This is a genomic window from Candidatus Chlorohelix allophototropha, from assembly GCF_030389965.1.
Lineage (GTDB): Bacteria > Chloroflexota > Chloroflexia > Chloroheliales > Chloroheliaceae > Chlorohelix > Chlorohelix allophototropha.
Window position 1 is genome coordinate 165,233 of the sequence record NZ_CP128401.1, and the last position, 20,183, is coordinate 185,415.

General features: G+C 48.8%; 18 protein-coding genes and 1 pseudogene. 7 read left to right on the top strand and 12 right to left on the bottom strand.

Going from position 1 to position 20,183, the window contains the following annotated elements:
- Nucleotides 1-2 precede the first annotated feature (2 nt).
- Nucleotides 3-2,267: an MMPL family transporter gene (locus OZ401_RS23835; protein WP_341472109.1), complete on the top strand. Its 2,265-nt coding sequence runs from the start codon at nt 3-5 to the stop codon at nt 2,265-2,267.
- A gap of 181 nt (nt 2,268-2,448) precedes the next feature.
- Here OZ401_RS23835 and OZ401_RS23840 read toward each other — a convergent pair whose 3' ends face one another.
- A complete protein-coding gene (locus OZ401_RS23840) occupies nt 2,449-2,619 on the bottom strand; it encodes a hypothetical protein (RefSeq protein WP_341472110.1) in 171 nt (56 codons plus the stop codon).
- Nucleotides 2,620-2,810: 191 nt separating this feature from the next.
- Between OZ401_RS23840 and OZ401_RS23845 the strand changes: the two genes are divergently transcribed.
- Complete coding sequence (locus OZ401_RS23845; protein ID WP_341472111.1) at nt 2,811-2,945, top strand: hypothetical protein; 135 nt, start codon at nt 2,811-2,813, stop codon at nt 2,943-2,945.
- A gap of 70 nt (nt 2,946-3,015) precedes the next feature.
- On the opposite strand, the gene OZ401_RS23850 is transcribed toward OZ401_RS23845, so the two are convergent.
- From OZ401_RS23850 to OZ401_RS23865, 4 genes are all read right to left on the bottom strand, one after another.
- Nucleotides 3,016-4,147, bottom strand: a protein-coding gene (locus OZ401_RS23850) for an IS3 family transposase (protein ID WP_425607600.1) whose coding sequence is annotated in 2 segments (ribosomal slippage) — nt 3,016-3,856 and nt 3,855-4,147 — 1,134 coding nt in all. Because the reading frame shifts where the segments join, the coding sequence is not laid out codon by codon here.
- 56 nt (nt 4,148-4,203) lie between these two features.
- On the bottom strand, nt 4,204-4,362 hold the full coding sequence (locus OZ401_RS23855) for a hypothetical protein (RefSeq protein WP_341472112.1): 159 nt from the start codon (nt 4,360-4,362) through the stop codon (nt 4,204-4,206).
- Between the two features lie 43 nt (nt 4,363-4,405).
- Nucleotides 4,406-4,825, bottom strand: coding sequence for a DDE-type integrase/transposase/recombinase (locus tag OZ401_RS23860; protein ID WP_341472113.1), 420 nt, complete (start codon nt 4,823-4,825; stop codon nt 4,406-4,408).
- A gap of 1,031 nt (nt 4,826-5,856) precedes the next feature.
- Nucleotides 5,857-8,175 carry a right-handed parallel beta-helix repeat-containing protein gene (locus OZ401_RS23865; RefSeq protein WP_341472114.1) on the bottom strand — a complete coding sequence of 773 codons (2,319 nt, stop codon included), beginning with the start codon at nt 8,173-8,175 and terminating at the stop codon, nt 5,857-5,859.
- A gap of 422 nt (nt 8,176-8,597) precedes the next feature.
- Between OZ401_RS23865 and OZ401_RS23870 the strand changes: the two genes are divergently transcribed.
- Entirely contained in the window at nt 8,598-9,584 is a 987-nt protein-coding gene (locus OZ401_RS23870; protein WP_341472115.1) for an aldo/keto reductase, read from the top strand.
- Nucleotides 9,585-9,850: 266 nt separating this feature from the next.
- Here OZ401_RS23870 and OZ401_RS23875 read toward each other — a convergent pair whose 3' ends face one another.
- From OZ401_RS23875 to OZ401_RS23890, 4 genes and pseudogenes are all read right to left on the bottom strand, one after another.
- Entirely contained in the window at nt 9,851-10,246 is a 396-nt protein-coding gene (locus tag OZ401_RS23875) for a VOC family protein (protein WP_341472116.1), read from the bottom strand.
- A 71-nt stretch (nt 10,247-10,317) separates the two neighbouring features.
- Nucleotides 10,318-10,590: pseudogene (locus OZ401_RS23880) on the bottom strand (transposase); the annotation flags it as partial.
- 462 nt (nt 10,591-11,052) lie between these two features.
- Complete coding sequence (locus tag OZ401_RS23885; RefSeq protein ID WP_341472118.1) at nt 11,053-11,679, bottom strand: Uma2 family endonuclease; 627 nt, start codon at nt 11,677-11,679, stop codon at nt 11,053-11,055.
- 177 nt (nt 11,680-11,856) lie between these two features.
- Complete coding sequence (locus tag OZ401_RS23890) at nt 11,857-12,057, bottom strand: hypothetical protein (RefSeq protein ID WP_341472119.1); 201 nt, start codon at nt 12,055-12,057, stop codon at nt 11,857-11,859.
- A gap of 41 nt (nt 12,058-12,098) precedes the next feature.
- Here OZ401_RS23890 and OZ401_RS23895 point away from each other — a divergent pair, with 41 nt between their 5' ends.
- Nucleotides 12,099-14,519, top strand: coding sequence for a DNA gyrase/topoisomerase IV subunit B (locus tag OZ401_RS23895; RefSeq protein ID WP_341472120.1), 2,421 nt, complete (start codon nt 12,099-12,101; stop codon nt 14,517-14,519).
- 2 nt (nt 14,520-14,521) lie between these two features.
- Nucleotides 14,522-17,035 (top strand): DNA gyrase subunit A, encoded by a 2,514-nt coding sequence (locus OZ401_RS23900; protein WP_341472121.1) that lies wholly within the window; start codon nt 14,522-14,524, stop codon nt 17,033-17,035.
- Between the two features lie 221 nt (nt 17,036-17,256).
- Here the strand turns inward: OZ401_RS23900 and OZ401_RS23905 are convergent, their stop codons facing one another.
- Together OZ401_RS23905 and OZ401_RS23910 are read right to left on the bottom strand one after the other, a co-directional pair.
- Nucleotides 17,257-18,192 carry an NAD-dependent epimerase/dehydratase family protein gene (locus OZ401_RS23905; protein WP_341472122.1) on the bottom strand — a complete coding sequence of 312 codons (936 nt, stop codon included), beginning with the start codon at nt 18,190-18,192 and terminating at the stop codon, nt 17,257-17,259.
- Between the two features lie 51 nt (nt 18,193-18,243).
- On the bottom strand, nt 18,244-19,125 hold the full coding sequence (locus tag OZ401_RS23910) for a hypothetical protein (RefSeq protein WP_341472123.1): 882 nt from the start codon (nt 19,123-19,125) through the stop codon (nt 18,244-18,246).
- 84 nt (nt 19,126-19,209) lie between these two features.
- On the opposite strand from OZ401_RS23910, the gene OZ401_RS23915 reads away from it, so the two are divergent.
- On the top strand, nt 19,210-19,380 hold the full coding sequence (locus OZ401_RS23915; RefSeq protein ID WP_341472124.1) for a hypothetical protein: 171 nt from the start codon (nt 19,210-19,212) through the stop codon (nt 19,378-19,380).
- 61 nt (nt 19,381-19,441) lie between these two features.
- Complete coding sequence (locus OZ401_RS23920) at nt 19,442-19,564, top strand: hypothetical protein (RefSeq protein WP_341472125.1); 123 nt, start codon at nt 19,442-19,444, stop codon at nt 19,562-19,564.
- A gap of 159 nt (nt 19,565-19,723) precedes the next feature.
- Here the strand turns inward: OZ401_RS23920 and OZ401_RS23925 are convergent, their stop codons facing one another.
- The gene (locus OZ401_RS23925) at nt 19,724-19,879 is read right to left on the bottom strand and encodes a hypothetical protein (RefSeq protein ID WP_341472126.1); all 156 of its coding nucleotides are present in this window, start codon (nt 19,877-19,879) and stop codon (nt 19,724-19,726) included.
- Between the last annotated feature and the right edge of the window lie 304 nt (nt 19,880-20,183).

Genomic DNA, 20,183 nt, shown 5'->3' on the forward strand with positions numbered 1-20,183 from the left:
AAATGCCCTTGCATTCAGTACCGGAGAAAATGCAAAAACAGTTTAAGAACAAACCGATTACTGTCAGGATTGCTGGTTGGAGTGCCCGGCATCGCTGGTTGGTCTTCGGTCTTTGGTTCGTCCTGATAGTGAGCCTGTTTGGAGGCGCATATGTTGTTCCCGCCTCTAATGTTGCCAAACAAGATAATGCCGGTAGTGACCTAGAATTTGTCAAAGCCTATAACGCGCTAAAGGCTGACGGTGGTCAGACCGATCTGGGCGAAGACTTCTTTCTCATTGTAAACAGTACAACCCTTAAAGCCACTGACCCGGCTTTTCAAGAAGTCGTTACTAAAATGGCCGACACGCTTACCGGCTATTCTTATACGGACAGCGGGGCTACCAGACCTTTCTTTTCTAGGGTGGCCAATCCTTACAAAGCTCCTCCGGAAAGCGGGCTGATTTCTACCGACAATACTACTGTTCGTATCTACGCCCGCATTCCGGGCGACAATACCACCCAAGTTTTCTGGGATCGTATGAAAATTTTCCACCCAAAACTGGAAGACCTGAAAAAGGATTATCCCGGCTATAAAATCCTGCTCTCGAATAACACTTTGAACGCGCTTTCTAATTCAAGCGCCGCCAATGAGAGTATGAACCGTTCCATGTTCATTACCTTGATTCCGACTTTCTTGATTTTGCTGGTGGTCTTTGGGGCAGTAGTGATTGCTATAGTACCACTGGTTCTGGCTATTACCTCTATCATCGGAGCGGTGGGAGTTGTTACTTTCTATGGGAAGGTCAGCGGTGAGACCCAAATTACCACTGCCATTATCTTAGTGGTAATTATGGGTTTGGCAGTAGCAGTGGATTACTCCCTCTTTGTGATTAGCCGCTATCGCACTGAACGCCGAAAGGGTTCAGATAAACTGACCGCTATCGAAGCAGCCTGCGCTACTGCCGGGCGGGCGGTTTTCTTTAGCGGACTATTGGTGGCAGTCTCGATTTCTGGCTTGTTCATCTTAGGCGGGCAACTTACTTCGATGGCAATCGGTATGATCGCCGTGGTGCTGGTGTCGGTGCTGGGTAGCTTCACCTTCTTGCCTGCTATTCTCTCCATTTTAGGCAACGGTATCAATTGGGGGCGCCTTCCCTACTTCGGGCGAGATAGAGTGGAAGGTAAAAGCCTCTGGAGCAAAGTGGTACGCGCGGTGATGCAATTACCGATTCTTACCACGCTGGTTGCAGCCGCGCTGCTGTTAATCCTAGCTACACCCCTGTTGCACTTGCGAATTGGTGAAGTTAAATCCAGCGAAGAAACCCTCGAAGGGGTGCAAGCTACAAATTTGATGAACGAGAAGTGGCCACAAGGCACCGAATTAAAGTTGCAGGTAGTGGTCACAAAGGCAAAACAGCCTGAAACCCTTGCAGCCATCCAACAGTTTGAAGCGGCAGCCTTGCGGTTGCCGGGCTTGAGTGGACCTGTCCAGAGAATTCCCTCAACAGACGGAAACGTGCTAATGCTTTCTTTCTATCAAGCGGGTGGGCTGAATGATCAGGCTAACTTCGATTTGGTGAACAAATTGCGTAAGGAAATCGTGCCGCTCTACTTCAAGGATTTACAAGGGGTCAATGCGTATGTAACCGGCAGTACCCCGTATGGTATGGATCTATCGAGCTATTTTACTAACCCGGTAGTATGGTTCTTTGTATTGGGGTTGAGCTTTCTGGTACTACTGCTGGTGTTTCGCTCGTTGGTTATTGCCACTAAAGCCATCATCCTGAACCTGCTCTCAACCGGAGCAGCTTACGGAGCGGTGGTGTGGGTCTTTCAGGATGGAAATCTGGGTGCAAAAACCACCGGAGTGCTGATGTTCTGGCTGCCGGTATTCATTTTCACCATTATCTTCGGTCTTAGTATGGACTACCATTTGTTCATTTTGACCAGAGTAAAGGAATTGCGGGATAAAGGGCAAGCTACGGTGGAAGCAGTAGCAAACGCGATTAGCACGACCAGCGGAACAATCACAGGGGCAGCCTTGATAATGTTAGTCGTGTTCGGGGATTTCTACTTAGGAATCAGTGATCCAGCTATTCGACAGTTGGGTTTAGGTTTGGCTGTGGCAGTGTTTGTAGATGCAACGCTGGTGCGCTGTTTACTCCTTCCGGCGCTGATGAAATTGTTGGGAGATTGGAACTGGTGGTTGCCAGGATTTCTGAACTGGCTACCTGAAATTACCATAGAAGCTAATGAAGAAGCTGAGATAGAGGCAGTGGCAGCCTAGAAAATGATAAAGCCCTGAGTGTAATTCTGGGGTTTGGAATCCAACAACCCCAGAATACCACGTGTTTGAAGTTGAACCGGTTTGGTAGAATATAGCCGGATATTTCCTCAACCTGCTCATCAGTTATCAGGATTCCCCCCGTGTTAGCCGGGCTATAAGTTGCAAGTCATGCCACGTTTCCTTACATTACTAAAACCGCGAATTGACGTTCACTACTTCTTAAAGTATAGGTATAATCAAGGGCAGGGAGTGGAGAAAAAGTTAGCGGTTCATCTGCCCAGCTAAATCGCTTGTTTGGAAATTCTGATTTCTTGAAGATCAAACCGCTAAATAACACTTGGGTGTAGTTCATATAATTTCTCTGGACAGAATATAAATAAAGCAACGCCGGTTCTGACCGGTTCTTTATCCTACCCAAATTCTAAGGAGGTCTAATATGCAGAAACCGGGATAAGTAGTAACTCTGGGGTATTTTCTGGTAGTGCGGAACCTTTAAGAGATGACCGCATTCTTCCTGAAACACGGGTGCTGGCGGCTTTCATCGTGCCTTTTCTTTTGGTAGCTTTTGTGCTGCTATACCTTTTCCCCAATGATACCGATACCTTATTTGCTTGGACTATCAAACCAACTATGACCCCGCTTATTATGGTGGGTTACCTTGTCAAGACAATCGGTTAAGATAGTTTAAGGTCGTTAGCTCCTTACTAATTGAATAAGGTCGAAGTCGTCATTCCCTTTGTCAGTGTTTTTAACCGAAGTAAACCCTACTTGGAGTCTGGTAATCCAGCGACTGATGCGGTCGGCGATTATTATAGAAATCGAAATATTCGCCTAACCCAACAGTAGCTTCAGCGGTATTTGCGTAATCGGCTAAATAAACATTTTCCCACTTTGCTGAACGCCAAAGCCTTTCGGTGAAAATATTATCTAAGGCCCGACCTTTACCGTCCATGCTGACCTTGCTGCCGGCTGCTTCTACCAACCGGGTGTAGTGCGGGCTGGTAAAGTGACTGCCCTGATCGCTATTAAAAATCACAGGTTGAGCTCTATTCAAAGCTCGCTCAACCGCCCGTGTCACAAAAGGTTGTTCTAAAGTTTCGCTTACTTCCCAACTTACAACATAGCGGCTGTACCAATCAATGATCGCAACCAGGTAGGCCCAACTCTTACGCAACGGCAAATAGGTTATGTCAATGCCCCAAACGTGATTGGCATAGCTGGCTTCAATGTTGCGTAACAGGTACGGATAAACCTTATGCTCGTGATTACGCTTCGATAAATTTGGTCCGGGAGCAATGGCTTCCAGGCCCATTTCTCGCATATAACGCTGGACTGTCCGGCGATTAACCGCAAAGCCAGTCTGGCCGAGCTGACAGGTAATGCGCCGTGAACCGTAAAAAGGATAGTCGGTATAGATCAGGTCAATACGTCGCTTGAGCTCGATTTCAAAATCGCCAGGTTCAGTTTTCTGGTAATAAAGGCTCGACCGTGCCACTTGTAGCAAGTGGGCCTGAGTGGAAAGGGCCAATTCACTTTCTTCCCGTTCGACCAGGCTCAGACGGTTCGGTCGAGATACCGACACTTTCAACTTTTTTTTTCAGCCAGTTAAGCTGGATAGTTAGCTTACCGATTTCAGCGTAAAGTTTTTCTTTTTCTTTGTCGTGTTGCTCATTGATGGCTGCCAGATGCTTCTGAAACTGGGCTTCATCTGCAAAATTAGCAGGCATCGCCGTTAATGCTGCTTCGCGCCAGCGTCTCAACTGGGTGGGATGAACCCCATGTTTCGAAGCAATCTGGGTTAGAGTTTGCTCCTCTTTGAGGAGTTCCTGGACAATTTGAGCCTTAAAAGTCGGCGAGTATTTCTTTCTGGGTGTAGTCATAGTTTTTAGTATACACCTTCCTTAATCCTCACCGATTGTCCGGATTTGCTACGCCATTATATATCATGGGGGCAGGTTATATATCTGGAAGCTATTTCTTTAGCCGGGTCTTTTTTGCAAAACGCTGGCATACCACCCATCTGGGTTTCCTGCCGATAACGGCTTTCACTATCTTTATGGCAATTGCTTCCTTCCTGCACCTCGACCGCTTCCATCAGGGTCACATCTCTTTCTTTGCCTGGCTGGGTTTGTATATAATCACCCCTTTCCTTCCCGTATTCTACACACTCCACTACCCAGTGCTTTTTCGATCGCTTTGGGGTAGGTCACTTCTTTGTCGCTGGTGACTTGAGTAGGCTTGAAGCCCACTGTAGCCACCGCCTGCTCGAAAAAAGAAGTAGTTGCCTCGATATTCCTAACCTCTGAAAGTTTTACCTCCACCAACTTTCCGTTACTGTCGATGGCTCGGTACAAATAATAATATTTTGAACCTACTTTTATAAGTGTTTCATCGGCTTTCCAGCGAAGGGTGGCTTTACCTTTTCGAGATTGCTTTAGCTCGCTGGTAATTAGAGGAGCATATTTCTCCTGCCAATGCCGGAAAGTCTCTTTTGAGAAGCGAAAGCCTTTAAGCAGAAATATTTCGGTCAGATCCTGGAAACTGAGCTTGAACCGCAATCGGTAGAGTACTACTTCGAGGATTGTCTCGTTTTTGGCTTGAGTTCTGTTGAAGGGTGAATTGGTTCTTTCGGTGAAAGTTCGACGGCAAAAATTACAAAAAAGGTAGGGTAACCGTGTTTGGTTAACCTGGAGCGATTAGAAATGGCATGCGAATAACAATGAGGGCATTGCATAAAAACTGGGTCTTCTCCACATCAGATTGTACGGAAATTATAAACCAATTGTTCGGAGAAGTTTAACATAGAGGAAGAGGACAAGCAATCAAGAAGAGCAAAGTAATAAACTAAATTTGGAGGATTTGCTCTTCCTCTGCCGCTATTTCTGGTAGGTGTCTGAAATTCGCCGGAACCACCAAACTAGGAGAGGATTTGCGGTTAGAGTTATTTTTGTCCAAGTGGCGACGGAGTTTTTTAGAAGAATGGTTTTTCCTCAAGTTTGGGAGACCTGCAGCAGGAGATGATGAACTGCGCGAAGTAGTTAGACAAATCGCTAATACAGCGTTGGACAGGGCTTTTGTAGAGGAGTTTGAGCGACATCAACCGGGCAGCACGAGCACAGGAGGTGAGGTTCTTTAGCCCCGAAAGGCTTAACGTCTCTTTTTGTTAAAAACTTTGTGATTTATTTCCTTAGCGTCGCTTTCGTGTTAAACATTGTAAGTACCCCTACTAGCAGTTAATCGAAATGCCTACCACATATAGACAAAAGCCGATGGGATTTTACTATTAGTGGTAGTGTCTACACCAAAATAAGGCTTTCCCCGACAAACTGCTAGCACTGATGGTCGGGGAGCAGTCTTTGCAAGGCGTCCTTCTACCTGGTTATCCAGTTAAGAAGCCGTAAGTCGAGACCTGGGTTCTCCCGTTACCATCAGCCTATTAGCTTTTGTGAACTTAGCAATAGTCTAAGCTCTTTTTTGTTCAAATATAAGTCGCGCTAATAGAAGGTCCTTTTTTTTGGCTGCCATTCCTAAAGTTTAGCCACCCAGCCAAATCTGCTCTTATTCCAAATATTTGACCCTGCCTGCGTTGCTACATAGTTTTTTTGATTATCACACATTGAAAATGATTATTGGTTTTGCCGAGAATTGATTGCACCTGCACTCCTGGGAAATTTCCTACAGTCAGACCGATCAGGTTGTCGAAACCGCCCAGCAGTAGCCCTGAAGTATTACCAGGCAAGTCTTTTCCTTTCAGTACGACACTACTGCTGCCACATGCCCCCAGAAGAGTTATCATTCTGGTTACACCCGCCTGGTTGTTACCGGCGGGTAGCATCGGCAAAGCGCCTGTTACCTCGATTGTATTAGCTGGATTCAACGCAAAATAGATGGTTCGACCCGGCGCGCTCTGACCGAATGCCCAGGAGAGGCTTTCCGTAACGTTACCTTGACCATTGTCACTGCTCTGCGAAACCTTGATGAGAGTGGTGGTGGCAGCTGCTAGGTTGGAATAGCTGGAAAGACCTCCAATCGGTAACGCTTTTACCCGATAAAAATATTCGGTAACAGAATCTAAACCAGAGTCGACTAATCTTCCAATTCCGGGGTCTACTTCTGAGCCGGTTTGAGTCCACCCCGAAGTACCATTTAGGCTACGTTCTATTATATAGCCGGAAACCTGGCTTCCAAAGGCGTGCCACGAAAGCTCAATCTGACTGCTGGAGATAGACCAAACCGTTAGCGCAGCCTCCTCATGGGGCGAGTTTGACGTGGAGTAGGCATAAGCCCCGATAAGACCGAGTGCCGTTCTGGTCTGTCCATCGAAATCCCAGATTACGCTGTTGGTGAGGTTTCCCACCGGGGCAAGTGGGGTTGTAGGTCGATCACCCCCTAGAAAATCAGAAATACTGAAAGAACTGGCTCCGAAAATATTGCCTCCCACTACCGGATGGAAATCATTGCTGGAGGGGGCAACCAGTTGAGGCTCGATCGTGTTGACAGCATTATCGCGCAGCAATTGAGTTTGGTTGCATGTAGGGTTGGTCGGCTGGCAGCCCTGATCCGATTCTTCCACTCCCAGAGGATGGTCTGTCGGTCCATTCCATATTAGGTTACCCTGGATTTTCAGGTTAGTATCGGATTGCGCCGGGTTGGGTATATTGGTGCCTACAGGTGGAACCACCGCTCCAAAAATAGATAAATGGGTATAGACAGTCTGAACAGGGGTCGGATTGTAGAATATATTATTGTAAACAAACACATTGCGGTCGGGAATCCATTCTCCGCCCTCGCTCTGGCTGGCAGGTCCCCATCCTCCCGCGCTATTTCGGGATTGGCAAGCGGCAGAATCCCCATCACAGCTTCTGCTCCCTGGGGCAACCAGTAGCAACGCTGCGCCTCCCGAGGCAATACCCACCGTATACAGGGTGTTGTTTGCCAGTAAGATGTTGTAGCCTCCCCTTACAGCCATACCCGCGTTCTGGACATCGTAAACCAGGTTATTGATAAACTTCATATCGTAAGCTTCGTAATGCAGCCAGGGCGATACCATAAACTCAAAACCGGTTCCCTGTCCGGCAGAAAATCCGATATTCCCACAATCATAAATCCGGTTGCCTTCAATTCTGAGATAGGCGCTCCCCCCCTTTAGTACCACGCAATCATTGTCGGTACGGTGCAGCCGATTGCCCTGGATATGACCGTTCTGAACCCCCACAAAATCTAGGGCAAACCAGAAAGCTCCGCTGATGTCGCTGTCTTCGACATAAATATAGTGGCTCTGGTTTACTTTCAGGGTTTCCTGGGGCTGGGAGACGCTTCCATCAAAGCCGTCTAGCTTTGAATTTCGAATCAGGATGTGATCACCCTGCTCGATATGAACCACATTGCTCCCGCCTCCGTAGTTCAGGTCGGTCACAAAATCAAGACCGCTCAGGTAAAGGTAGCGGGTATCGAAGATATTCAGGTAACCATGCAATCGGGTTGTGCCGGGACCATCGGCAGATTGGATCAAAATGGGGAACTGGTAGGTGCCATAACGCGATTCCATCCAGCCGGAAGAGGGGAGTGCGCTCTCGGGATAATCACCCGGCACCAAGGTTATTCGGTAGCCTGAGCCACTCAGAAGAGTACCGGATGGTATACGAGCCCACGCCTCAGCCAAGGTTCGTAAAGGTTGTGCCCGCGAATCTCCTAGGGCTGAGTCGTTCCCGTTGACCGGGTCTACCCATAAATCCCTGAAAATCGGTGTACCCATGTCGTAGTAACGAGGCTCTATCACCTGCGCCTTTAGATTATTTGCCGATTCCAGGGACAGAACAATAAATAATAAGATTGATAATAGAAGAAAAATCCAAAGGAAAGTCGGGGGGAAAAGGATGCTATGCTGCGGCAACGATTTGTGCTTCATATTAACTTCTTCCTCACATCTGGCCGGGATGCAGAGTTTATTTTTCTATCACCGAACCCCCCACGGTTCGATTGATAATAGCCTGAGTTCTATTTTCCAGTATAGGGTAAGATTCGATCCACTTCAAGAAGGCTTTCTATCCGGGGCAAGTTCATTTGAAGTCAAGAACAGCTATCTTGAGCCAAGTCTGTCCACCTTCGAATCATCTCTGGTAGAGAAGTTCAATCTAAAACCGTCCAGTACCACCACTTGCCACAATTCTGGGTTAAGCAGTAACATTATTTTGGCTTCCTTTTCTCTTTGACAAACCAACTTTCAAAGAGTTATTGTTATTTCTGGCTTTAAGAAGCCTCCAAACCGGGCTTCTCTTAAAAAGGGCAAGTTCTCCAAACTTGTATAAAAAACTAAAGGTATAAAAGCTTATGGAAATGCGTCAATTGGGAAAAACAGGTCCACTGGTCTCTGCACTTGGTCTGGGCTGTATGGGAATGTCAGATTTCTACGGTAGCCGGGATGATCAAGAGTCGCTGGCAACCCTCCAATATGCCCTTGATCAGGGTCTTAACTTCTTTGATACCGCCGATATGTACGGGGTGGGTCGAAATGAAGAACTGGTGGGTAAAGCCATAAAGGGACAGCGCAGCAAGGTATTTCTCGCTACCAAATTCGGGAACCAGCGTGCTGCCGATGGCGCCTTTTTAGGAGTAAACGGACGACCAGAATATGTCCGCAGTGCCTGTGAAGCCAGCCTACAACGGTTGGGGGTAGAGTATATAGATTTATACTACCAGCACAGAGTTGATCCCAAAACTCCAATCGAAGAAACAGTTGGGGCGATGGCAGAACTGGTAAAAGAAGGTAAAGTGCGTTATCTGGGACTCTCGGAAGCTTCAGCCTCAACCATTCGTAGGGCTTACGCCATTCACCCCCTCACCGCTTTGCAAACCGAGTATTCCTTATGGGCTAGAGATGTAGAAGCAGAGATACTACCAACCTGCAGGGAGCTTGGAATAGGTTTTGTAGCCTATAGTCCGCTAGGACGTGGCTTATTGACCGGAAATTACAAACGTCCTGAAGATTTCGAAGAGGGAGATTACCGCCGCCACCAGCCGCGGTTTCAGGGAGAAAATTTCCAAAAGAATCTGGAATTGGTAGCGGCGGTAGAAAAGCTGGCGGAAGAAAAAGGAGCAAAAGCTTCACAAGTAGCGCTGGCATGGTTACTGGCGAAGGGACTTGACATAATACCGATTCCGGGAACCAAGCGACAAAAATATCTGGAAGAAAATATGGGTGCAATACAGGTGAAGTTAACCGAAGCTGAAGTAGCGCTTCTTGAAAACGTATTCAAGCCGGGAGTAGGAGCAGGGACGCGCTATCCCGAAACGGCAATGCGAGCGGTCAATTTGTAGAAGCTTGATTAACTCGCTGCATAACAAACAGATTATCCGGGGCGTTTCTGGCTTGAAGCATGTAAATGCTATTCTGATCCATGCTATTATCCGGTACACACAGCTGGCTTGGGCGAAACCGAACATTAGCCAAAGAATACGACCGGTTATCAGTAAATATCGAAGCGAACACTTAGATGGCGATGATCCAATTAGCACTCAAAAGGCTGACTAAAGCTTCCCCTTGATTGGGTTTTAAGAAACGCTCAGAGTAAGATGAGCGCTTTTCAATTTTTCAATTGAACTAAGTCCCATAGATTACCGTATAAATCTTCAAATACCGCAACTGTACCATATGGGGCATCTTTGGGACTCCTCACAAATTTAATACCCAGGGAAACCATCTCGGTGTAATCCCTCCAAAAGTCGTCAGTATTGAGAAAGAGGAAGACCCTTCCACCTGTCTGATTACCGATAAATGGTACTTGTTCTGGTTTGGATGCCCGCGCCAGAAGAATCTTAGTCCCAGTTGACCCTGACGGAGCAATCAGGACCCATCTTTTATTTTCCTCCGGTAAGTAGGTGTCCTCAGCTAAGGTAAAATGCAATTTTTTGGTATAAAAATCAATTGCTTCATCATAGTCTCGGATAACTAACGCTACATAAACAAGAGATTGCTTCATTCGATACCTCTATTTTGTTCTACTTTGAATCCAAAATATTAGAACACTAATACCTTTTTGTAAGCAAATAAATATTTCCAATCTATCCGGCTGCGTCCCATCTCAGCCTCCTGTCGATCAGATAGGCCTTCCACAAATTGCAATACTGTGATAAGGGCTAGGCGCCAGGGGGCTAAGGCTAGTTGTCCTTCATTTGAAAATAACTTAAGAAACTGCTCATCCTGGTAGAGAGAACCCATTTCATCCCGCAATTTCAGACAGAAATTCCCCTTGGGAAAGGCCGCTTTAGCTACTCTAATTGTTTCGGCTGGAATTGTTTCTATTTTTTGAGGCTGGAGGGACATATGCTACTCCTTTTTGTTACGGGGTATTGCTTTTTCTTCCCGTCATTCTAACAAAGACTTCTTCTTTTAGTTCGCCAACATATCACCTTTGGGGCAGAACTGGAGCGACCTAGAACAAGATATTTAGGTTAGGTAGAACAAAAAGTGAAACAATTGCTGGAACTGTGACTGCCAAAAACACCTATATACCCTCATTGTACCGCAATTTGAATATAAGCTTTAGTTGACATAAATCTGCATTCTCTTTCAGAAAACCATGCATAAGAATGATTCTACTCGGCACAACTTGTCGTTAGGAGCAACGACAACAACGCCTAAGTTTAAAGTGCAGTATGCCACGCTCTTTCGGGTTAGATTACTATAAGCATTGACTAATCTTGTAGGAATACTTTCAGCATTATTGAGGTGCGGGATAAATTTCTGGAGGTGGTTGTTATCAACTCGGTGTTGACTGTTTCCCTGCTATACTTCATCCTCTTCGAAGGTAATACCCTCGTACAGACTGGCAAGACTTATCTCAATTTCTTTGGCAAAAACCAGCTTTAGCTTGTCTTCTAATAACTCTAATGGGGTTAACTCCATCCAGGCGTTCCCCGCTACCCGCTGCCTACATTCCACCCTGACCTCTTCAGAATCTATTATTACATAGTAATTTAGACCCGGAATCTTCTTATACTCCTCTGCCTTGGTGTTCCGGTCATAAATGCGGGTGGAAGGACTCAAAATTTCAAACAACGCCACAGGATTGGCGATGGTAAAACGGTCACCTTTGTAATACTCTGGCTGTCCACAGATTATCCCCGCGTCAGGGTAGGTAACAAACTCATCACCTTCGCTACGCTTGCGTCCTTTAGAGCGTGGATTTCCGGGGATGGCTATTTTCAAGTCACTGTTAAAGACCTGGCAGCCACTTCCTCTGAGTTGAGTGTGAAGCACAGAGACAAGATTGACCGCGATCAAACTATGCTCCAAACTCCCGCCTGCCAAAGCATAAACCTGCCCATTCAAGAAGTCACGCTTAACCTTGGAACGCTGCTCTTCCCAAAGGTATTCTTCTACAGTATAAGATTGTCGATCAGGTTGCTGCATATTTAGATCCTTTTATTCTTGCTTGAATTCTATCTTAGCATAAAGCCCTATATTTTGTTCGGTAGAATTATGGACGACTCTCCTGGAAACAGGCTGTCCTCAATAAAGGTCAGGTCTAGACCACCAAAACTAGTACGTTCATCGTCCAGCCACACCAAACTATATGATATTGTTCGGTCAGATGACCCTTTTGCCCCTTACCACCAGATAGCCGAGGCGTAAAGCCCGTTCCTGGTAGACTACATTCACCATTAAAGCCATACAATCTTGACCAACCGTACTGCCATCCATTGCCAATACCACGCTGGTATGAGAAATTGAAGCAGAGAAGGCTAAAAACTGGGAAATCTGGTATATTATCAGTAGCACTACAAACATTAATTCTATTTCGCTTGAGGAAATAAGGAAAAATAACCGGAATGTCGCAAAACTATAGCGCCGAAAACATAGAAGTCCTTGAAGGGGTAGAGGCAATCCGCCGCAATCCCGGAATGTATATCGGCAGTACCGGCTCTCACGGGCTAGTCCACCTCATATACGAAGCCTTTGCCAACTCGGTGGATGAAGCCGTCGCTGGTTACGGCACTTGCATCACCCTCAGCCTAGACCTGCACACTGGCTGGGTAACAGTCGAGGACGAAGGGCGCGGTATCCCCTTTGAGCTTAAAGAACACAAAGGACAGATGCTACCCGCTGCCACCATCATCGTCTCGACTATTCACGCCGGAGGCAAGTTCGACAATTCCAAACAGACCAGCGCCTACGCCAGTAGCGGCGGCTTGCACGGAGTAGGTACCACCGCCATCAACGCCTTTGCCGAAGTGCTGGAACTGGACTCTTGGCGAAACGGGCAGCACTTTAGACAGACCTTCAAGCACGGAGAACCCCAGCCCCACAAACTAGAGAAATGCGATAAAGCCAAACACGGCACCCGTTTCCGCTGGAAAGCAGACCTCAAACTCTTTGACACTGGTTCCCACTACGACCTAGAACTCTTGGTGAGCCGGATCAAACCCGCCGCCTACCTCAACCCCGGACTGAAAATAATCCTGTCCTTACACCAAGAGGGCGAAGACAGCCCGAAAGTGCAGGAATTCTATTCTCAGAACGGGCTGGGCGGTTACGTCACTGACCTGCTCAAAGAACTGGAAGGGGCAGAAGCGCGCGCCCTATTCCCCCAACCCATCCTCATCGAGGGGGAACGGGAGGGAGTACAGGTGAGCGCTGCCCTGCTCATAAGCGCCGAAAGCTACCAGACCACCATCCACAGCTATGCCAACTCCATCCGAACTAGAGACGGTGGCACCCACGAAAGCGGCTTCAAAGCAGCGTTAACCAGGGTAGTGAATGATCAGTCTGCCAACGGCATTAGCCCTAGCGCCGGCACCGCTACAAAAAGCAAAGTGGCAACCAAGAGCAAAGCCAAGAACGGCAAAACCCCCTCCAAAAGCCAACCGATCAGCTTCAAACCGGAAGTAATTCAGCAGGGCTTGTACGTAACCATCGCCATAAAGCTGGCACGACCCCAGTTCCAGAGCCAAACCAAAGATCGGCTAAGTTCGGCAGAAGTGGAGGGCATAACCCGCAGCGTGATAGGGCAGGGACTAGCGGACTGGTTTAGCGCCAATCCCAAACAGGGCAACGCCTGGCTCAAACGCATCGAAGCTTCACAGAAAGCCCGGGAAGAAGCGCTGCATTATGAGGAACTGGCGCGGGCGGCTGCCAGAGACAAGGGTGGGCTACTCATCGACAAAGCCATCTCCGACAAATTTGTGCGCTGTGCCAGTAAAAGCCCAGCAGAGAGCGAAATCCTGATCGTGGAGGGAGACAGCGCGGGGGGCAGCGCGGTACAGGGGCGCGATGCCAAAACCCAAGCCATCCTAAAACTGCGGGGCAAACCCTTGAACGTAGCGGGGGCAAAACTCAGCACAATCGTGAGCAACCAAGAAATCCTGACCCTGCTAAACGTACTGGGCACCGGCTTTGGCAGCAGCTTCGACCTCACGAAGTTGGCATTCCACAAAATAATAATAATGAGCGATGCCGATGTGGACGGGCTGCACATCCAATGCCTACTCCTGACCTTCTTTCACGAAATGTTACCGGAACTCATCCGGCAGGGGCACATCTACATCGCCCAACCCCCCCTCTACAAAGTCACCTACAAAAAGCAGGACATCTGGCTGTTGGATGATGCCGCCAAAGACCTGTGGCTCAGACAGCACCGGGATGGCATTGGACTGGCATTCAAACGGTTCAAAGGACTGGGGGAAATGAACCCACGCGAACTCAGGGAAACCACCCTTGACCCGACTAAGCGCACCCTACTCAGAGTGACCATCGAAGAGGCGGATTTAGCCAGCAAGTTGGTACATCAATTGATGGAAAGCAAAGATGCGGGAGTGCGGCGAGAGTTTCTGGAACAATTTGGAGGAGGTTGGCTGGCGCCAACAATGCCTACCACTGCCAGCAAAGCTAAAAGCTCGGCTGAAACGGCTACTATTGGCAAAGCTAAAAACTCGGCTGAAGCGGCTAGAAACTCACCTGAACCAACAAACCTAAAGAAAGAATCATCAACGCTGGTACAGGCTACGCTGTCACAGCCTACACAGCCTTCAACCGCGGCTAAAGTGCCTACCACTTCGGGCAAACCCTCGGCTGAAGCGGCTACTGTCGGCAAAGCTAAAAACTCGCCTGAACCAACAAACCTAAAGAAAGAACCCTCAACGCTGGTACAGCCTACACAGCCTACTACTACCAGCAAAGCTAAAACCTCACCTGAGCCCACCAACCTAGCAACTGCCTCAGACAAAGCCAAAAGTGCGAAGGGGGTAGCATAACCGTGGCAAAACAAACCGCCTTTGACTTTAATCAGACCGGACCGGTCAAACCGATAGAATTTCACGAAATATTCGGGCAAAACTACGGACAGTACGGCTTATACGTCGTGCAAGACCGGGCGTTACCAGATGCCCGTGACGGACTCAAACCAGTTCAACGCCGCATCCTTTACACCCTCTTCGAAGGACGCTACCTATCCTCCGGACCCCATCGCAAAAGCGCCGAAATCGTGGGGAAAGTCTTGGGAGACCGCCACCCGCATGGAGATAGCTCCGTGTACGATGCCATGAGCCGCATGGCGCAAGCCTTCAGCCTGCGTTACCCCCTCATAGACGGACAGGGCAACTGGGGAGCAAGTGACGGAAGCCCCGCAGCAGCCTATCGCTACACCGAAGCCCGCCTCACCCCACTGGCAGAGGCGCTCCTATCCGAAGACCTCAAAAAAGAAACCGTCCCCCTCCTCACCACCTACAAAGAAGACCCCAAAGTGGTCGAACCCTTGTACCTGCCCGGACACATCCCCCCCTGCGTCAACTCAATTGACGGCATCGCAGTGGGCATCTCCACCACCGTCCCCCCTCACAACCTGGGGGAAAGCCTGCGGGTGTGTATCGCCATGCTCGAGGCGGGAGTGCTAGAAGGGCACAGCTTTTCGACCGAACAGCTAATGAACTACCTGCCCGGACCTGACTTCCCCGAAGGGGGCAGAGTAATGCTCTCAGGGGGAGGAGTGCGCGAATACCTCGAAACAGGGCGAGGACGCTTCATCATTCGTGCCAGCGTAGTGCAAGAACAACTCACCCCCACCAAAAAAGCCTTGGTCATCACCGGCTTACCTCCCATTGGGCGGGATAAAGTCATCGCCTCCATCATAGACTCTATCAACGACCGCAAAGCGGGCACCGAGGGACTGGTGGCAGAACCCCCACTGGACGAAACCAATGAAGAACGTACCAGAATCGTGCTGGAACTGAAGCGGGAGGCAAATCCGGCAATCGTCTTGGAAAGCCTGTATCGACACACCCTCTTGCAGATAGCGGTCAGCGCCCAACTCTACTTCCTGTTCGCCCCCAAAAGCCACCGTCAAGCCCCTGCCACCATCCCCAAGCAAGTGGGCATGGTAGAACTCCTGAGCTACTGGCTACACCACCAACTGGAAGTGCTGGAAAGAAGACTCACCTTTGAACTCAACCAATACCGGGTGCGCCTCTCGACCGTGGAAGCCCTCATCATCGGCGCCACCCACGCCCAACAACTCGTCAGAATCTTCCAAGAAGCCGAGGGCAAAGCCCAGGCTAAACTCACCCTCCAGCACAAATACAAACTGAGCGAAGAACAAGCGGAAGTAATCGCCAATATGAGCCTGTCACAAGTAACTCGCCCTGATGCCGGACGGTATCAGGCGGAAAGAACCGAATTGATCGGCAAAATAGAGCATCACGAAGAACTACTCTCCTCCCGCCTCAAATGCATCAGCCTCCTTCAGCAAGAGCTACGCGAAACCGAGAAAAAGTTCGGGGATGGGCGGCGCACCGTCATCGATGAGGCTAAACTTGCCAACCCTGACGTAGTGGCGGAAGTAGCGCAGGCGCAAGTGCGGGAACCGCTGACCCTCGCCCTGTACCTAGACGGCACCCTCAAAGCCACCAGCCCTGACCAATTCGGAACAAAAAGCAAAGCTCACAAAAGTGATGAAGGCTTAATCGGCTTGTGTGCCGTAGCGCCGGAGGCATTCGTCTTAGCAGGCAGCAACAAAGGACGGATCTTCAGCCTACCGGTGGAGAAACTGACGCTAACCACCCGCAGCGGGAAAAGTGAGAGCCTCGCCCGTCACCTAAAACTTGAGGCAGGAGAACGGGTGGTGCAACTCTTGGCAGTGCCGGGATCAGCCTTTGGAGAGGGAGCTGCTGCCTTGTATCTGGTAGAGATTACCGCACTGGGCAAAGTAAAAAAGAGCCCGATAAGCGAATACCGCAGTGTGAACGGGGCGGGATTGAGCAGTTTGAAACTGGCAGAGGGAGACGAAATTATCTCCGTCATGCTTAGTAACGGACAGGGCGAATACCTCCTAACTACCGACACCGGGCAGACCCTGCGCTTTGGGGACGACAAGCTCAACCCGCAAGGTCGCATCGGGCTGGGGCAGGTCGCCATGGCGCTGGACAAAGAGGCGCGGATAGTAAGCGCCCACCACTGGTCGGGAGGAGACGAGGGGCGCGCCTTTCTGGTGACACTCAGCGCCCAGAACATCCTCAAGAAAACAGGTTTAGCGGAATACCCGGCAAAAGGGCGGGCAACCGGAGGAGTGGTAACCACCGGACTGGTCGGGGGAGACAGCATAGCCGCTACTTGGCTTGCCAGAGGGGAAGTGACCCTGCTGGTAGTCACCGAGAGTGGGAGCCTGACCCTACCCAGTTCCACCCTACCGACCCTACCCAGAGCCAGAAAAGGGCAGCAGTTAGAAGGGTTGAGTGGGCAGGGAGGGACGGCTAGAATTATTCAACTGGTGCTGTAAGAAGTATTTGTGAGACCATTTCTAAAAAGCTGGGGAGAGGCAAAACTAGGTAAGCGCCTCTCCTCGCTAATTCGGACTAACAGAATTTGAGGCTGTAAACCCACAGATACTTGGTTATTCCGACAATAACCCAAGTCACTTTACATAATATAATTAAATATGATCTATTACTTGTCCTCTGTTCCAGCGGTGTAACTAAATTCGCCCTGCTTAAACAGCTCTCATCTTTTCTTTAGCCAGTGTGCTACCACCTCCGGGATACCTTTTTCAACCGTTGGAAATTCAAATTCAAAACCTGTCTCCTTCAAGCGTGCATTGGAAAGCCGGAATTCGGTAGTGAGAGATTCGGTTACAATCGGTCCAAGTATAAGTTTGGAAATAAACTCAGGCACCGTCCGAAACCGCAATGGAACTCCAAGAGCTTGGGCGGCTAATTCGGGCAAGCGATTTACCCGAACCGGTTGGTCATCCACAATAAAATAACGTTTTGCGACGGTTCCTTTTTCAAGTAAGTGGAGCAGGGCGCGTCCCACATCCTCAACATGAACAGGGGAAGCCATTTTTATGGGTCCGGTCAGGCGAGGAACCTTTTTTCTGGCTTTCAGAGGCGCCAGATTATATTCCAAAAACCATGACCCCGCTCCATACACCCAGCCGGGATAGGCTTCCACGATAGGTAGCCCTTGTTCCAGATAAATAGACAGGCGCTCGATAGCAGGCGCGATAAAAGGACCGAAACCTTTTGGGTTTGGTCTGGTAGCTTCATTTACCAGTGCCGATCCCTGATCCCCATAATAGCTGGTTCCCGCTACATAAATAATCCGACGTACAGTTACCGGATTCAGCGAGGAAAACAGCAACTCATCCATCCGCAATCGCTGTTCCCGATAGTTCTGAGCGCGCTTTAGTGTCACCCTAGCCCCAAAAGCTTCAGGTTGCGCTAGGTGGACTACAAAATCTGCTTGGGCTGCCTCCCCTTGCCAATCCCCGGATTGAAGAACATCTCCGCTGACCGGGACTGCCCCAACCGCTTGTATGCGTGCCCTAGATTTTTCAGAGCGCGTTAGAACTCTGACCGTATAACCCGCCGCAACCGCTCTGGGGACAAAAGCCGAGCCAATAAAACCTGAACCACCGGTTACAAAAATGCTGGTCATAGCTTCTTTCCTTTCTACATCTGCCGATGAAAGCACCAACCTAAGACTTTTCTAGGCGACCTTTCCTCTAGACTTTCCGCTCTCCATAAAAAAGTCCAAGCTCAGTAGGGCGACAAACATCAGAGAAATACCCACTACAAAAACCCATGTCATGGCATTACTCTGATCGAAGTCTGCCCAACTTCTCATTACTCCTACCAACATCAGACCGAGACCAATAAGTTGGCTGTGAAGCGTGATCCGGATAGCGCTCCAACGCCCATCAAGCGCCATTAACATAGCCACCACGCTCGGTAAGGCAAACCAGCCCCCGATAACTTGGGCAGTCAACTGGGTAAGCTTCCAGGGCCATAGGCTGATCATAAAGTCCGGTGAAATCAGGAGAACCAGGGCAATACTGAACTGGATTAGCCCTGCCAATCCAAGAATATAGCGAATTACCAGCGGTAACATCAATTCACCCAATCCCCGCTGACGGGGGTCAGTTCGGCTATTGCGCCACCAGACCAGCGGAACGAGGAATGGGGTGATTATATACAAACCCAGCCAGGCAAAGAAAGAGATGTGACCCTGATGGAAGCGGTCGAGGTGCAGGAAGGAAGCAATTGCCATAAAGATAGTGAAAGCCGTTATCGGCAGGAAACCAAGATGGATGGTATGCCAGCGTTTTGCAAAAAAGACCCGGCTAAAGAAATAGCTTCCAGATATATAACCTGCCCCCATAATAAGCGGGGTCATAGCTGGTTTGATAGTCCAAGCAAATAAGGTATCGGTATCATTAGGAAAAAGGTATAGCAGCACAAAAGCTACCAAAAGAAAAGGCACGATGAAAGCCGCCAGCACCCGTGTTTCAGGAAGAATGCGGTCATTTCGTAAAAGCCCCGCACTATCAGAAAATACCCCAGAGTTACTACTTATCCCCGGTTTCTGCATATTAGACCTCCTTAGAATTTGGGTAGGATAAAGAGCCGATCAGAGCCGGCGTTGCTTTATTTATATATTGTCCAGAGAAATTATATGAACTACACCCAAGTGTTATTTAGCGGTTTGATTTTCAAGAAATCAGGCTTTCCAAACAAGCGATTTAGCTGGGCAGATGAACCGCTACCTTTTTCTCCACTCCCTGCCCTTGATTATACCTATACTTTAAGGAGTAGTGAACGTCAATTCGCGGTTTTAGTAATGTAGGGAAACGTGGTATGACTTGCAACTTATAGCCCGGCTAACACGGCGGGAATCCTGATAACTGATGAGCAGGTTGAGGAAGTATCCGGCTATATTCTACGAAACGGCTCAACTTCAAATACGTGGTATTCTGGGGTTGTTGGATTCCAAACCCCAGAATTACACTCATGGCTTTATCATTTTCTAGACTGCAGCTGCTTCCATCAACCGCGTCTACTGTTCGATTTGCACCACGTCCTCCCCGAAACAGCTCCCCTGCTGCGACAAGCCGGTCTCCACCTTGTGGCAGCGATTTGCCAACCGCAGGTGGGACGGCTCGGTAAAACTGTTGGGAAACAGCCGATTTTTACAAACTGGCGACCTGCTTTTCTTCCACCAAACGGTCAAATTCAGTCCCGTCATTCGAATTCGGCGATAAAGTGACGCAAAGCCGGGGTTGATAGTTAATTCGCAAACCCTTTATGCTTTGTGCCATCTCTGCTTCAAAGTTTTCAGCTACCACCACGTAATCCAAGTGGTTTTGCGTATATACCCGGCACGATACCGCCAACTGTGCATAGCAATATTTATTTCGGCACTATACATTCTCTGCTACAAACCGCATAGCAATTCCTATAATTTCGAGAAATGAAACCTGCGTTGGAATAGCGGGGAGGTAACTTCCTGCTACGCTGATTGTCGTTATTTGGAAACACACCAAATGCAAGCAAGGCTTATTAGTGACAGAGCGCTAACCTCAAAAACTAACTAAAACCCCAGCTCCATAATTATTTCTGGGCAAGTGCCCGCGCCTCTTATCCTCAGCA

Bases quoted from the DNA above. Each gene is read 5' to 3' on its own strand.
- OZ401_RS23835 (WP_341472109.1), top strand. From the start codon at position 3: ATGCCCTTGCATTCAGTACCGGAGAAAATGCAAAAACAGTTTAAGAAC.
- OZ401_RS23840 (WP_341472110.1), bottom strand. From the start codon at position 2,619: ATGAACTACACCCAAGTGTTATTTAGCGGTTTGATCTTCAAGAAATCA.
- OZ401_RS23855 (WP_341472112.1), bottom strand. From the start codon at position 4,362: ATGGAAGCGGTCGAGGTGCAGGAAGGAAGCAATTGCCATAAAGATAGT.
- OZ401_RS23865 (WP_341472114.1), bottom strand. From the start codon at position 8,175: ATGAAGCACAAATCGTTGCCGCAGCATAGCATCCTTTTCCCCCCGACT.
- OZ401_RS23870 (WP_341472115.1), top strand. From the start codon at position 8,598: ATGGAAATGCGTCAATTGGGAAAAACAGGTCCACTGGTCTCTGCACTT.
- OZ401_RS23875 (WP_341472116.1), bottom strand. From the start codon at position 10,246: ATGAAGCAATCTCTTGTTTATGTAGCGTTAGTTATCCGAGACTATGAT.
- OZ401_RS23885 (WP_341472118.1), bottom strand. From the start codon at position 11,679: ATGCAGCAACCTGATCGACAATCTTATACTGTAGAAGAATACCTTTGG.
- OZ401_RS23890 (WP_341472119.1), bottom strand. From the start codon at position 12,057: ATGTTTGTAGTGCTACTGATAATATACCAGATTTCCCAGTTTTTAGCC.
- OZ401_RS23895 (WP_341472120.1), top strand. From the start codon at position 12,099: ATGTCGCAAAACTATAGCGCCGAAAACATAGAAGTCCTTGAAGGGGTA.
- OZ401_RS23905 (WP_341472122.1), bottom strand. From the start codon at position 18,192: ATGACCAGCATTTTTGTAACCGGTGGTTCAGGTTTTATTGGCTCGGCT.
- OZ401_RS23910 (WP_341472123.1), bottom strand. From the start codon at position 19,125: ATGCAGAAACCGGGGATAAGTAGTAACTCTGGGGTATTTTCTGATAGT.
- OZ401_RS23915 (WP_341472124.1), top strand. From the start codon at position 19,210: ATGAACTACACCCAAGTGTTATTTAGCGGTTTGATTTTCAAGAAATCA.
- OZ401_RS23920 (WP_341472125.1), top strand. From the start codon at position 19,442: ATGAGCAGGTTGAGGAAGTATCCGGCTATATTCTACGAAACGGCTCAA.